This window comes from Desulforapulum autotrophicum HRM2 (genome assembly GCF_000020365.1).
GTDB classification, from domain to species: Bacteria; Desulfobacterota; Desulfobacteria; order Desulfobacterales; family Desulfobacteraceae; genus Desulforapulum; species Desulforapulum autotrophicum.
Window position 1 is genome coordinate 1,265,271 of sequence record NC_012108.1, and the last position, 13,970, is coordinate 1,279,240.

Here is a 13,970-nt window from a genome sequence, read left to right on the forward strand (position 1 = left end):
TGTTCGTCCCTTTTACAAGATGAGTTCAGCGTTGTTCAGCGTTAAAAAGGTAATTTGTGTCTTTCCGTATTTCCTTTGATCGGTAATGTCAAGTTTTGAAATATTTATTCCCGGGTTTTCCTGGGCACCATGTTCGCAGACAACAAGGGCATTGTCGGCCAGAAGATCTATGAATTCGCTGTTTTCAAGTACTGCGTCAATAAGGCCTTTGCGGTAGGGAGGATCCATGAACACCAGGTCAAACTTTTTTGGACGAATCCGGGCGAGGGTGCCCGCCCGGGTCAGGTCATGTTGGATGACCGTTGTGCAATGTTCAAACTGTAAGAGGGCAATGTTTTTATTGATGACGGTGCAGGCTTCCCGGCTGTTGTCCACAAAGGTTGCAAACCCTGCATTGCGGCTTAATGCTTCCAGGCCAAGGGCACCTGTTCCTGCAAACAGATCAAGCACCCTTGCGTTGGCGATCCGCTGGGAGATGATGTTGAAGATTGATTCTCTGATCCGATCCAATGTGGGACGGGTCTCCAAGCCCCTGGGTGTGATAAGCTTTTTTCCCCTGTATTTACCGCTGATGATTCTCATTTATTTCTTTGTACTCCAACAGGGAGCATGCTTTGATCTACTCCTGCCCTGGCTGCCGCCGCTCCAAGGTCTCCCTTGGCCTCATCTATTTTTTTTCTGAAGAATTCTTTCTCAAACTGTTTTCTGGCCTGGTCCCAGTTGTTTACAGACAAAAGTTCCGACACCCTGTCTCCGCTTTTTTTCAAGGTGTTGTTGTAGGGCCTGGGGATTTCCCTGACTTTTATGGTCTCCTCCTGGACCATGATGGCAAGCCTTTCTATGAGGTTTTTAAGTTCCCTGACATTGCCTGGCCATTCATACTGAACGAGCATGGCCATGGCTTTGGAATCCATATTCTTGGGACCTTTAACCGATTTTTGGGCCGCAGCCTTTAAAAAGACGTCCACCAGCAGTGGAATGTCCTCCTTGCGTTCTCTCAGGGGCGGAACAGTGACCGGTATCACGTTGAGCCGGTAAAACAGATCTTCCCTGAAATTGCCCGCTGCAATCTCAGACGTGAGGTCCTTGTTAGTTGCTGCGATGATTCTGACGTCCACGCTCAAGGTTCGGCCGCCACCAATTCTCTGGAAAGTTTTTGACTCAATGGCCCGTAATATCTTTGCCTGGGTTTTAAGGTTCATGTCTCCGATCTCATCCAGGAAGAGGGTTCCTCCCGAGGCCAGTTCGAATTTGCCCTTGTTCTTTGCCGTGGCTCCCGGGAAGGCCCCTCGTTCATGGCCGAAGAGTTCACTGTCAATGGTCTCTTCAGGAATGGCGGCACAGTTGACAATAATGAAGGGTTCCTCAGGGCGGGTGCTGAACTGGTGAAGGGTTCTTGCCACAAGCTCTTTTCCGGTTCCGTTTTCCCCAGTGATGAGGATGCCGGCATCCGTGGGGGCAGAATTCATGATCTGGCGGTTGAGATTCTGGACGGCTGGGCTGAAACCGCTTATGGAGTGGCGCTCAATGGTCTTTTTGCGAAGGTAGCGGTTTTCCTCTTCAAGACGTCTGAAGTTGAGGGCGTTGTTAATGGTTACGATGATTTTGTCAATGGAGAGGGGCTTTTCAAGAAAGTCAAAGGCCCCTGATTTTGTGGCGTCCACAGCTGCCTCAATGGTACCATGACCGGTGATCATGACAACAGGCAGGTTGGGAAAATTCTTTTTTATCTCTTTTAAGGTTTCGATGCCGTCCATGCCCGGCATCCAGATGTCAAGAAGTACGATATCGGGAGATTCAGCTTCTATTTTTTTAAGGGCTTCATACCCGTTAAAGGCGTGGGAGACTTCAAAACCATCATCGGCGAGGATTCCCTCCAGGGATTCTATTATGGACGCCTCATCATCAACGATTAAAATTGCTGGATACATCTTTTCTCCTTAATCAGCGGGGGCAGGCATGAAGCCTGTTCCCTAAGCCGGAAGCTCAATGATGAATCTTGCTCCGACGGGTTGGTTGTCCTGTACTCGAATCATGCCCTTGTGATCGGTGATTATCGAGCTGACAATGGCAAGCCCCAGTCCCATTCCCGATTTTTTGGTGGAAAAGTAGGGCTCAAAGAGCCGGGTTTTTTCCTCATCGGAGATGCCCTTTCCATTGTCGGCAATCTCGATCCTGACAATGGAGAGGATGGGGTCAAACAATATATCGATATTTATTTTTCCCTGCTTGTTAATGGCGGCAACCGCATTATCAAAGAGGTTGATAAATGCCTGCTTCATTTGCTGCCGGTCAAGGTTAATGGCTGGAAGGTCACCGGAAACAGCGGTTGTGATCTCCACGTTTTCAAGTCCCTCCTGGTAAAGGGCCACGGTTTCATCAAGAATCTCTTCAATTCTGCAAGGTTTGGCATTGGTGTCTGGAAAGCGTGCAAAGGTTGCAAATTCGTTGACAAGGTTTCGAATCAGATCAACGTGAACAACGATCATTTCCGTGCATTTGTCAAACACCTCTTCATTGATGGTTTTGGAGTATCTTCGCTTTAAACGCTGGGCTGACAGCTTGATGGGGGTGAGCGGATTTTTTACCTCATGGGCGATTCTTCGTGCAACCTCCCGCCATGCAGCCATGCGCTGGGCCTTTTCAAGCTCGGTCAGGTCGTCAAAAACCATGACAACCCCCATGTTTTCATTGGTGTCACTCTTGAGGGCATTAAAGTGAACGGCAAAATGTCTGGGGCTGCCGTTGATGGTTGCTGACAGCGGAAAGGCCACGCTTTCTGTTGCAAATGAGACGGTGTCGGCAATCTTTTTGGCGATGGCCAGGTGGTCGCCCCGGATGATCTCCTTGTAATTGCGGTTAAGTGTTTCAACGGCATCCATGTCAAGCATGGTTTCGGCAGCCTTGTTGATGGTTGTGATTACCCCGGTGTTGGACAGCGAAATCACCCCGGCTGAGATGTTTTTAAGGACAATTTCCATGTACTGGCGGCTTTTTTCGATTTCAATGTTCTGCAGGCGCATGGTTTTTTCGGAACTGGCAAGTTTTTCCCGGCCCAGTGCAAGTTCCCTTGTCATGGAGTTGAATGAATTCACCAGGGTGCCAAGCTCGTCGTCGGATTGAAAATCGATCTGGTAGTTTAGATCCCCCTGGGTGACCCGCTGGGTCCCTTCGGCAAATTTCATCAGGGGAATGGTGATGGATTTTGCCAGATAAAACCCAAACCACACGGCGCAGAAAATCACCAGAAGCGCCACAATGGAGAGGGCGATGTAGTTGGAAATCTGAACCGGGCGTTTGATCATCTTGAGCTGCTGATACTCCTCAGCGCCCCTTGAAATGGATGCCAGATCCTGGGACAGGTCCTGGGAGATAAGGGCTGTGACCACAAGAAAGGCGTCGCTTTTCTGGGGGTCACCACCAAAGGGAATGGTGGTGATGGTCCGAATGGTCTCACCCCCTTCCACGTTGCCGGAAATGGTCCTTGAGGTCTTGCCTTCATGTATGTTCATGAGTTCATCAGCAGTAAGGATGCCGAAGTAGCTGTTTTTCAGCTCCTTTGAGAGGGAGAGGGTGGTCCTTCTGGCATCCGGGGTGTAAATCTCAATGCCATCCAGGTTAAACGCCCGCTGGACCACCTGGACATAACGGCTCAACTCCTTGCTGTTTTTAGGGGCCAGAAGCTTTTGTGAATGGATTTGGAAGGTGGCTCTTTTAGCAAAAAAGCAGTTTTTTTCCTCAACATAGCCGTAGAGTTGGCGCCCCACGGACAGGGAATTCTCAAGGGCCTGCTCCACAGGGGCATTAAACCAGAAGGCAATGGAAGTTGTGATGAAGTGGATGGAGAAGAAGAAGAGCACGGTGGTCGGCACAAGGGCCAGTGTGACAAAGGCTGCCACGAGCCGGGTCTTGAGTTTTGTGCCCAGGATTTTGCTCTTTTTCTCATAGTAGAGTTTTGCAAGGTTTCGAAACACAAGAAGGATCAGGGCAAGGAGCAGCAGCAGATTCGTGTTGATGAGGATGAACATCAGCACCGTGCTGGACACGGGAAAACCGGTGTCAAAACCTGTAATCCTTGTCTCTGCATAGGTGAGCAGCCCCACAGTAAAGAGGATGGCCAGAATGAGTGTGCCTTCCCTCTTGCGTCTGGCCCGTTCCCATGAAGGAGAATTGGGGTTGCTGTTTGTCTTATCTTTTACCATTGTCGTTGTATGGGGTGGTGCTAATAGATAAATTCCATTGTATGCCAGTCGGTTTCAAAGTCCCACATGGAGACAAAAAACAGAACATAGTGGAGGTAAAGGGGCAGGGTGACCCTGCTCAGTTCCGCCTTGATTCTGATCTGGTATCGTTCCCCTCTGGTAAGGGTTGAAAGGGGGGTTACCAGGAGATTGTCGATTTCAACCATCAGGGCTTTGGCCTCGTCAAACGAGGTAACCACAATTGGGGACTCTTTTCGCCAGGGGCGGTAGACGGTAAATTCCTGCTTGAGGCTGTTATATTTAAGGGTGTTTGTGATCTCAAGGCTAGATATTTTTTTGTCGAACCAGACGGGCCTTGCCCTGTAAATTGCTGCAACAAACGAGAAGGATGCGGGAATACCATTGTGTACGGCTTTTTCAATTTCAGGGGTAAATGCGTTTTTAACATCAAAGTAAACAATCAGATCGTCCCGGGTGTTTGTCAGGATGATATTGTCAAGTATTGCATTCTGGGATGCCAGCACACCAAGGGGGGGCAGGACCATGAAAAGGGTGATTACAATGGAGAATGCGCCTCTGATCAGATATTTTCCCAAGGGGAAGGTCATGGGCGGGGGAGGTCCTCCACGGCCACGGTTCTTGTTTCCCAGGCATCCTTCTGGGCGAGGAGCTCTTTGATAAAGGCATGGTTCAGGGCGTGGCCTGATTTGTAGGTGGTAATATGACCCTGGATGGGCATGCCGAGAAGGGAAAAATCCCCAAGGCTGTCCAGGAGTTTATGGCGGACAAATTCGTCTGGAAACCTCAGGCCACCCGGGTTGAGTATTGTGTCCTTATCTATGACAACGGCTGTATCAAGGCTTCCTCCCCTGCCAAGGCTGAATCTTTTCAAATATTCTAGATCCTGGAGAAATCCGAATGTCCTTGCTGGACTAATTTCTTTATGGAAATCCTCGTGAACGGGATCAAAGGAAATCTCCTGTCGGCCGATGAGGGGGTGGTCAAATTCAATGGTGCAGTTAATGGTGAATCCCTTGCCTGGAACGATCTCCACAAATTTGTCCCCATCTTCAATCCGGATCTGCCGGGTCATGACAAAGTACCACCGGAGTGAATCCTGCCGGTGGATCCCGGCCCGGGAGATTTCCCGGGCAAAGGTCTCTGCACTTCCGTCCATGATGGGCATTTCATACCCGTTGATTTCCACCAGGGCATTGTCAATGGCGAGGCCGGAAAAAGCGGCCATGAGGTGTTCAATGGTTGATACAATGGCGCCGTCCCGACCGACTACCGTTGCAAGACTTGTATCCACAACTGTTTTAAACAGGGCCGGGATGTCCGGGGTTCCGGGAAGGTCCAGCCGCCGGAATCGAATCCCGTGGTTTACAGGGGCCGGTTGTATGATGATTCTGCTGTGCTTCCCGGAATGGACCCCAATGCCTGCGCAGGTTACCGGCTGGGCAAGGGTTTGTTGATGGTAATGATGTTCCATGGTGAAATTTTTTATCGCTCCCTGGGTTCATGGGCTGCGGTCAGCCCGTTCCAGTGTATTATATGTTGATAACATCTATATGTTATTTTGTCCAAAAAGGCAAAATAATTGGCCATTGCCCAGTATAATTGTTATTTTTAGACGGTGCATGCTATAGTGTCGCTAATTATTTTAATGGGTTTTTAAGGAGAGCTGCTTTGCTTTCAAGGGTTAAGAGCGCTGCCGTTGCCGGGATTGATGCCTATATTGTTGATGTTGAGGTGGATATTTCCTTTGGGCTTCCCATGTTCAATATGGTGGGTATGCCTGAGACTGCCGTGAGGGAAAGCCGTGAGCGGGTAAAGAGCGCCGTTAAAAATTCCGGGTACAAATTTCCCGTTGACAGGATCGTTGTGAATCTTGCCCCTGCTGCCATTAAAAAAGAGGGGACAAGCCTTGATCTGCCCGTTGCCATGGGGATTTTGTCTGCGTCAGGAGTTGTCCCTCTGGAGAAGTGTTCCCAATTTCTCATGGTTGGAGAACTCTCCCTTGACGGACGGGTAAAACCCGTTCCAGGGGTTCTTTCCGCAGCACTTGCCGCAAAAGACAACGGGTTCGCCGGGGTGATCGTTCCCTTTGCTAACAGGGCCGAAGCAGCGATTGTCAAGGATATAAAGGTGATCCCGGCCAGGAGTCTGTCTGAGGTTGTCGAGTTTATTTCTGGACGAGCAATCATTGATCCTGTAACGACGGATTTTTTGTCCTTAACTGGGGAGTGCTCGGACCGAGAAACTGATTTTTGTGAGGTCATGGGGCAGAGCCATGCAAAGAGAGCCCTTGAGATTGCTGCAGCAGGCGGTCATAATCTATGCATGACAGGACCGCCGGGTTCCGGCAAGACCATGCTGGCAAAACGGCTTTCCACGATTCTGCCACCGTTGACCTTTGACGAGGCCCTGGAAACAACCCAGATCTATTCGGTGGTGGGCCTTCTTGGGCCGGGTCGGCCGTTTATGAGCAAAAGGCCGTTTCGGTCTCCCCACCACACCATCTCGGATGCCGGTCTCGTGGGGGGCGGCCGGGTGCCGGAACCCGGTGAGGTGAGCCTTGCCCACAACGGGGTACTGTTCATGGATGAGTTCCCCGAGTTCAAGAGAAACGTGCTTGAGGCGTTGCGTCAACCCATGGAGGATGGGGTGGTTACCATCTGCAGGGCAAGTTCAAGGGTGAGCTATCCTGCCTCGTTCATGCTGGTGGCGGCCATGAATCCCTGCCCCTGTGGTTACCATGGCGATGGTATAAAACCGTGTACCTGTTCTGATGGGGAAATTCAGCGTTACCGGCGACGGATCTCAGGTCCCCTGCTTGACAGGATTGACATTCATGTTGATGTTCCCCGTGTTCCTTTTAAGGAGCTTACCGGCTCAACCCGACCCGAAGGTTCAGCCAGCGTCAGGGAACGGGTGGAACGGGCAAGGGAAAACCAGGTTAAACGGTTCCAGGCGGCACCCATCCATTGTAATGCCCAGATGGGGGCAACCCAGATCCGGCAGTTTGCCTCCCTTGACAAGGCGGCGGTAGCGCTCCTGGCAAGGGCCGTTGATACCTTTGGTATGTCGGCACGGGGCCACGGACGGGTGGTGAAGATTGCACGAACCATTGCCGACATTGAGGACGAACCTTTGATCCTGCACCGACACATTGCAGAGGCGATCCAGTATAGGAGCATTGACAGAAAAGATCCCCTGGGATCCTATAACCCGGGGCAAAATTGAAAAAAGAGAGATAAATGATAAAAAAAGATATTTTTAAGGGAGATCTCAAGGAACAGCTCAAGGCCTCGGCCCAGGACAGACTTTACCGCTTCATGATGGCAGATGGCATGATCCGGGGAGCCGTTGTCAAGACCACCCGTATGGTCAATGAGATGCGTGCAAACCATGAACTGGGAGGGCTTGAGACCCTGGTCCTGGGCCAGGCATACATTGCCGCAGCCCTTTTAACGGCAAACCTTAAGGCCAGGGACCGAATCAGCATGGCTATCCAGTGTTCAGGGCCCGTTCAGGGGCTTGATGTTGAGTCCAATGTGTTTGGCGAGGTAAGGGGGTATCTTAAGGATCCTGGGTTTTCAGCTCATATGGACAAAGCGGCCACCACCCTTTCTTCCCTGTTTGGCGCCGGTTTCCTAACGGTGACAAAGTACCTGGAAGAGGCAAAACACCCCTATTCAGGCCAGGTGGTGCTTGAGTATGGAACCATTGCAGAGGATCTGGCCAACTATTTCCTCAAGAGTGAGCAGACACCCACGGCATTCAACCTGAGCGTTCATTTTGATGAAAAGGGTGAAGTGACCGGCGCAGGCGGTCTTTACTTGCAGGCAATGCCCGGAGCCGATGATGATACTATGGCCAAGGCCCAGACCATGCTTCGAAATATCGATTCGTTGGGCAGCTCCTTTGCCGACAACAAAGAACCAGAGGCCCTTGTCAACCTTCACTTCCAGGGATTGAATCCTGTATTTCTGGAAAATCATCGGGTGGAATTTTTTTGCAGGTGCAGTGAAAAGATCATGAAAGGTCACCTTGCAGCCCTTCCCGAAAAAGATATTGCAGACATCCTTGACAACGGACCGTTCCCGGTTGAGTTAAGGTGCCATAACTGCAACAGCGTCTACCGGTTCACCCGCCAGGATATTGAAACCCTGGGCAAGCCCTCTGCCTGATTCAGGTCCCCAGATTCGGGAGGTGTGTCTTGGGATTTTATTCCTTGACAAAGAGGTCAGATATATTATCAATGCAAGGGTTAAACCCATAAACGATTAAAAAATAAAGAGAGGGTATCGTCAATGTGTAATAATTGTAGTGAACACAATCACACCCACAGTCACCATCCTGAGATCGTCCAGATCATGCCTGCCCACAAGGACTTTTATGCTGTTTACCAGGGCGAATCGCCAATGGTCCATGGGGTGATCAAAGGTGAGGGTTTGAGTCTTGTTCCTGTTCTCTTTCTGGGGCTTATGAAACATGGTGAAAAAACCATGGTTGAGGGCTTTTTTGCCTCCCATTCCATCAACTCATGTGAGGATGTTGAGGGGTTCAAGGGGTATGCTGCTTCCCTTGTTGAGGCTGAAAAATTATACGCCTAACAATCGTGAAATAGAAAGGAACTTTGTATGCACAAACTTTTACAGAACACTCCGGAACAGGAGATCATGCTTCTGGGCAATGAGGCCATTGCCAGGGGGGCTGTTGAAGCGGGCCTTGCCTTTGCCACCACCTATCCGGGGACTCCGTCGTCTGAGCTCTCCCTGAACCTTTTCCAGATTTCCCAGGAGACAGATCTCTACTTTGAATACTCGACCAACGAGAAGGTTGCCCTTGAGGTCGCTGCTGCTGCTGCAAATTCCGGGCTCAGAACCATGTGCATGATGAAGCACGTCGGGCTCAATGTTGCGGCCGATCCCCTCGTTACCCTTGCCTATATTGGTGTCAGGGGTGGTCTTGTCATTCTAACGGCGGATGATCCTTCGATGTTTTCAAGTCAGAACGAGCAGGACAACCGATACTATGGCAAGCTTGCCGGGATTCCAGTGCTTGAGCCTTCGTCCGTTGCCGAGGCCAAGGAGATGACAAAGGCGGCCTTTGAGTTGTCTGAAAAGCTCCAGGAACCCGTTATTTTACGGACAACCACACGGATCAACCATTCGAGTGCCTTTGTCCGGCTCGGCACCCTGGGTGAGCGAAATACAAGGGGTGATTTTAAAAAGGATCCCTTCAGCTATGTTACGGTGCCTGCCGTGTCAAGGAAGCTCCACGTCAAGCTGCTTGATAACCTTGAACAGGCCCGGAAGATTTCCAATACCAGTGAACACAACCGGGTCGAAGGCAGCGGCAGTCTGGGAATTATCTGCAGCGGGGTAAGCTATCTTTATGCCGTGGATGGTGTAAACGACCTTGGCATCAAGGACCGGGTCAAAATTTTGCGCATTGGTCTTTCCAACCCCATGCCCGATGAGTTGATCGTTGATTTTCTGTCCGGGTGTGAACGGGTTCTGGTGGTTGAAGAGGGTGAACCCTTTATGGAGGAGGCGGTCCGATCCATTGCCCAGTCCGCCGGAATTACTATTCCCATCAAGGGAAAGGGTGACAACCTGTTTTCACGCCTCTACGAGTTTGATCCGGCAATGGTGAAAAAGACCATTGCCGGTTATTTCGGGATCAAGTACACGGGCAAGTCCCCGGTGGACACCTCAGCTTTTCCCGAAATCCCCCAGCGTCCGCCAAACCTGTGTTCCGGTTGTTCCCACCGGGCGACCTTTTATGAGGTCAAACAGGCGGCCAAGGATATGGATACCATCTGTCCGTCTGACATCGGGTGCTACACACTGGGTTTTCTTCCACCCCTTTCCACGGGAGATTTTGTTCTGTGTATGGGTGCCTCCGTGAGTTCCGCCTGCGGGTTTTCCAAGGCAACGGACAAAAAAGTCATCGCATTTATCGGAGATTCCACCTTTTTTCACTCGGGCATGACAGGCCTTGCCAATGCCGTGTTCAACAATCATAACTTCACCCTTGTGATCCTTGACAACGGCATCACGGCCATGACCGGTCACCAGCCCAACCCCGGCGTTGATATGGGGCTTTTCAACCTTGAGGGGTATAACCGCATCTCCATTGAAAATGTTGTCAAGGCCCTTGGGGTTGAGCACATAACCGTCATCAAACCCTTTAAGGTGAAAAAGAGCATTGAGGCCATCCGGTCGGCCCTTGAATTCAAGGGGGTTTCCGTCATTATCTCAAAGGAGGCCTGCGCCCTCCATGCCCGGAGCCTTAAGCTTCTCAAACCCCGGGCCTTTACCGTGACCGACCGCTGCAAAAATCACCGGGACTGCATGGATTCCATTGCCTGCCCGTCATTTTTCATTGAAGAGGGAAGAGTCAAGATCGATCCCAACACCTGTGTGGGCTGTGCCCTCTGTGCCCAGATCTGTCCGGAAAATGCCATTGTTCCCCTGAAGAAATGACCCGTAAATCATAAGGAAAAGAGTTGATATGGATGTAAAACGATTAATCATGGTGGCGGTCGGCGGTCAGGGGAACCTGCTTGCCTCAAAGGTGCTTGGCGATGCGGCCCTTGCCTGCAAGGTCCCGGTGAAAATGAGCGAAATCCACGGCATGGCCCAGCGTGGGGGGGTGGTGGAATCGGCCCTGGTATTTGGCAATGCCGAAAGCACCATCATTTCCGATGGCGAAGCTGACCTGCTTCTGGGGTTTGAACCTTCTGAAACCCTGAGGGCCATGAACCGATGCAACAAGGATACCACCGTGATCACCAACCTTGATCCGGTTCCGCCGTTTACCGTTGCCATTGGCAAGGGGGTTTATCCTGAAATAGAAACCATTAAAACTCTGATCCGGGAGAAAACTGCCCGGCTTATCGCATTTGACGCCATGGCCCTTGCAAAACAGGCCGGAAGTCCCATGACCATGAACATCGTACTTGTGGGGGCCTTGATCCAGACCGGAGCCCTTCCCCTGACCCGGACAAGCGTTGAGCGGGCCATTGAAACCCGGACCAAAAAGGCCTTTGTGGACATGAACCTTGCCGCCTTTGACCTGGGGTTCCAGGCTGCTGTCGGCATTGCTGGACACAGCAGGGGATAACCTTTTTTCAGGAGTGACGATCCATGCCGGTTTTTGAATACAAGGCCCTTGACCGTCGGGGGAGGAAAAAGACCGGCATCATAGATGGGGAAAGCCTTGTTTCTGCACGATCAAAATTAAGGGAAAAGGGTATCTACCCCACGACCATGGCTGAGGTCGGTTCCGAGCAGCCCGGGAGCGGAGATGCACCTGGGGAATCATTTGCCGGGCGGTTTTTTTTCGGACGTATCAAAAATGCTGAACTTGCCATGGTTACCCGCCAGCTGGCCACCCTTCTTTCTGCGGGATTTCCTTTGATTTCAGCCGTGTCAAGCCTTGTGACACAGACAAGATCTAAACCTCTGAAAAAGGTTCTCTCAAAGATCAAGGGTTCCATTGAGGAGGGAAAAAGCTTTGCCGAGGCCCTGGCCATGTATCCCTCTTTGTTCTCAGCGATTTATATCAACATGATAAGGGCCGGGGAATCGTCCGGGACCCTTGAAATTGTGCTTGAACGGCTGGCAGACATTACTGAAAAAAGGGAAGAGACAAAAAAAAAGATCCAGGCAGCCCTGGCCTATCCGGTGCTCATGGCCATTGTGGGTGCCCTGGTCCTTCTCTTTCTTCTGGCCTATATTGTGCCGGGCATCATTGCTATTTTTTCCGACATGAATCAGACCCTGCCCGGGCCAACCCTGTTTCTCATCTCCGTCAGTTCATTTTTAAAGCGGTTCTGGTGGGCAGTCCTCCTGGTGCCTTTTCTTTGCGTCGTTGCCCTTTACTGTACGGCAAGGAACGAGCGGGGAGCCTATATGATCGACAAGACGCTTTTTTTGACCCCAAAGCTTGGTGATCTCTTGAAAAAACTGTCAGCGGCGAGGTTTTCAAGGATTTTAGCTTCCCTGCTCGCCAACGGCGTTCCCATGATGACCGCCCTTGGGATATCCCGGGCAACGGCAGGCAATCGGGTCATTTCGGCGATCATTTCCCGGGCATCCAAGGCGGTGGAGCAGGGCGGAGAACTGGGCGTTTCCCTTGGTGCTGAAAGCGTTTTTCCCTCCCTTGCCGTTGAGATGATCAAGATCGGAGAGAAGAGCGGCCAGCTTGAACGGATGCTTGAAAAGACCGCTGATCTCTACGAAAGGGAGGTTGAAGTGTCCGTAACGGCCATGACCGCCCTGCTTGAGCCCCTGATTATCCTGGTCATGGGGGCAGTGGTGGGGTTCATTGTGCTTTCGGTCTGCCTGCCCATTTTTGAGATGAACCAGCTTGTGAAGTAACGCCAAGTCAGGCGCCCATGGTTGGCCCCCCCCTTTTTTTTGACAAGAAGCATTCATTCTTTTCTTGTGTTAAATTATTTTATTCGTGTCCCGGACTTTTTTAAAAAAATGATAAAAAAATTATTGACCCGAATATTTACCAGTTCGGTAAACCACTTGCCCCTGGGAAAAAATTCAAGATGCCTATAAGTGGTGGTTTCTGTAAGCGTTGAGTAGAACAGTCGATGGTCCGGCGTGGCTACAAACAGAAGAAGAATAAAGATATCTCAAGTTTCTTTGATGTAGAGTCCCCGGCTTATGTTCTTGATCTCGTTTTTCTGCTTTGCCCGGAACAGGATGTTGCGTATCTTTGTGTCTTCGATTCCGGTGCGCTCTTTTATTTCCTTGAATCCGATTCCTTTGACCCGCCGCCGCCTGATCATAGCCACTACAAGGTCGTAGTCCGGGTTATTATTCATAGGCTTTTTTCTGCTTTTAATTCCAGGCAGGAGGGGTTTTGCATCCTTTGGGACAGAGCTCTTTTTACTTGTTGCCGGTGAAATTACGAGTTTTGGTTTGGATTTTTTGTGTTTTTGTCCCAGGGGCGGGTTTTTGCCCCCTTCCATTTCAATGCCAAAGGTTGATGAAAGGTCTGCATTCTGGATGATTCGTCCAGAACTCTTTGATCTGGCCCTTTTTAAAAGGGTATCTGCCTCGTTCTTAAGGGTCTGGGAAACAAGGGCTTCCATATTGACTCCCCTGAGGGTGAAAAACAGCGAGGGATCATTGTCAAGCCTTGCGCCAACGCCATAGAGGGTGGCTGCCACATGTTTGCACATGGAGGCACCATCTGGACAGGAGCAGTCAAACTGGATTTCAGAAGGGGAGGGGAATATACCGTTTTTAGAATCGGTCAGCAGGGTTTCCATGGCCCTTGGAAGCTTTCCTTCCACCAGATCACCCATGGAGTCGATTTTACCCCGGCACTTCTGGAGAATGGTTTCCCAGGCGGTGGATTTGAGTTTGTGAATATTGATCTTGACGATGTAGGGCCTGGATGCGCCCCCCTGGACCAGGGAGAAGATTTTTCCCTCTTTGATTTTAAGGTCGAGCACGGCTCCGTGGCGTACATAGGAGCGCCCCCTTCCAATTCTGTTGGAGAAGTCTGCATACCCTTCAAGGTTCTTGTTCCAGGAGATGCCCCACCAGGAGCTCGCAAGCTTTGTTCCCTGGATCTCTATGGGTGAGATGTCGGGGTCCTTTTTTTTGAGCTTTTTTAGTGTGTTCTCGGCCTTGGCCTTTTTTTGTGCAACGCTAACATATCTTGGATAACCATACCCATATCGACTCATTCCTGGTGCAACTCCTAAAAGAATTTCAAATTTCATCTGCG

The 13,970-nt window shown here is 50.7% G+C and carries 12 protein-coding genes; 6 read left to right on the top strand and 6 right to left on the bottom strand.

Features of this window, described 5'->3' with window-relative positions; genetic code table 11:
• Positions 1–12: 12 nt before the first annotated feature.
• Genes rsmD through lpxC form a run of 5 tightly spaced genes read right to left on the bottom strand, consistent with a single transcriptional unit; the run spans position 13 to position 5,694 of the window.
• On the bottom strand, positions 13–582 hold the full coding sequence (gene rsmD, locus HRM2_RS05505; protein WP_015903016.1) for a 16S rRNA (guanine(966)-N(2))-methyltransferase RsmD: 570 nt from the start codon (positions 580–582) through the stop codon (positions 13–15).
• Positions 579–1,931, bottom strand: a complete 1,353-nt coding sequence (locus tag HRM2_RS05510) for a sigma-54-dependent transcriptional regulator (protein ID WP_015903017.1) — start codon at positions 1,929–1,931, stop codon at positions 579–581. Before HRM2_RS05510 ends, rsmD begins: the two co-directional genes overlap by 4 nt.
• A 42-nt stretch (positions 1,932–1,973) precedes the next feature.
• Complete coding sequence (locus HRM2_RS05515; RefSeq protein ID WP_015903018.1) at positions 1,974–4,202, bottom strand: sensor histidine kinase; 2,229 nt, start codon at positions 4,200–4,202, stop codon at positions 1,974–1,976.
• Between the two features lie 20 nt (positions 4,203–4,222).
• The gene (locus HRM2_RS05520) at positions 4,223–4,810 is read right to left on the bottom strand and encodes a DUF4390 domain-containing protein (RefSeq protein WP_015903019.1); all 588 of its coding nucleotides are present in this window, start codon (positions 4,808–4,810) and stop codon (positions 4,223–4,225) included.
• A complete protein-coding gene (lpxC, locus tag HRM2_RS05525) occupies positions 4,807–5,694 on the bottom strand; it encodes a UDP-3-O-acyl-N-acetylglucosamine deacetylase (RefSeq protein ID WP_015903020.1) in 888 nt (295 codons plus the stop codon). The genes HRM2_RS05520 and lpxC overlap by 4 nt, the downstream gene beginning before the upstream one ends.
• Before the next feature lie 197 nt (positions 5,695–5,891).
• Between lpxC and HRM2_RS05530 the strand changes: the two genes are divergently transcribed.
• The 6 genes from HRM2_RS05530 to gspF all read left to right on the top strand — a co-directional run bounded on the left by HRM2_RS05530 (position 5,892) and on the right by gspF (position 12,598).
• Entirely contained in the window at positions 5,892–7,448 is a 1,557-nt protein-coding gene (locus tag HRM2_RS05530; RefSeq protein WP_015903021.1) for a YifB family Mg chelatase-like AAA ATPase, read from the top strand.
• 14 nt (positions 7,449–7,462) lie between these two features.
• Positions 7,463–8,395 carry an Hsp33 family molecular chaperone HslO gene (locus tag HRM2_RS05535; protein ID WP_015903022.1) on the top strand — a complete coding sequence of 311 codons (933 nt, stop codon included), beginning with the start codon at positions 7,463–7,465 and terminating at the stop codon, positions 8,393–8,395.
• Positions 8,396–8,518: 123 nt separating this feature from the next.
• Positions 8,519–8,821, top strand: a complete 303-nt coding sequence (locus tag HRM2_RS05540; RefSeq protein ID WP_015903023.1) for a hypothetical protein — start codon at positions 8,519–8,521, stop codon at positions 8,819–8,821.
• Between the two features lie 27 nt (positions 8,822–8,848).
• Positions 8,849–10,699: an indolepyruvate ferredoxin oxidoreductase subunit alpha gene (gene iorA / locus HRM2_RS05545; protein WP_015903024.1), complete on the top strand. Its 1,851-nt coding sequence runs from the start codon at positions 8,849–8,851 to the stop codon at positions 10,697–10,699.
• Positions 10,700–10,727: 28 nt separating this feature from the next.
• Positions 10,728–11,339 (top strand): indolepyruvate oxidoreductase subunit beta, encoded by a 612-nt coding sequence (locus HRM2_RS05550; RefSeq protein WP_015903025.1) that lies wholly within the window; start codon positions 10,728–10,730, stop codon positions 11,337–11,339.
• 23 nt (positions 11,340–11,362) lie between these two features.
• Positions 11,363–12,598, top strand: a complete 1,236-nt coding sequence (gene gspF, locus HRM2_RS05555; protein WP_015903026.1) for a type II secretion system inner membrane protein GspF — start codon at positions 11,363–11,365, stop codon at positions 12,596–12,598.
• A gap of 266 nt (positions 12,599–12,864) precedes the next feature.
• On the opposite strand, the gene HRM2_RS05560 is transcribed toward gspF, so the two are convergent.
• Positions 12,865–13,929, bottom strand: coding sequence for an SWIM zinc finger family protein (locus HRM2_RS05560; RefSeq protein ID WP_015903027.1), 1,065 nt, complete (start codon positions 13,927–13,929; stop codon positions 12,865–12,867).
• Positions 13,930–13,970: the final 41 nt, after the last annotated feature.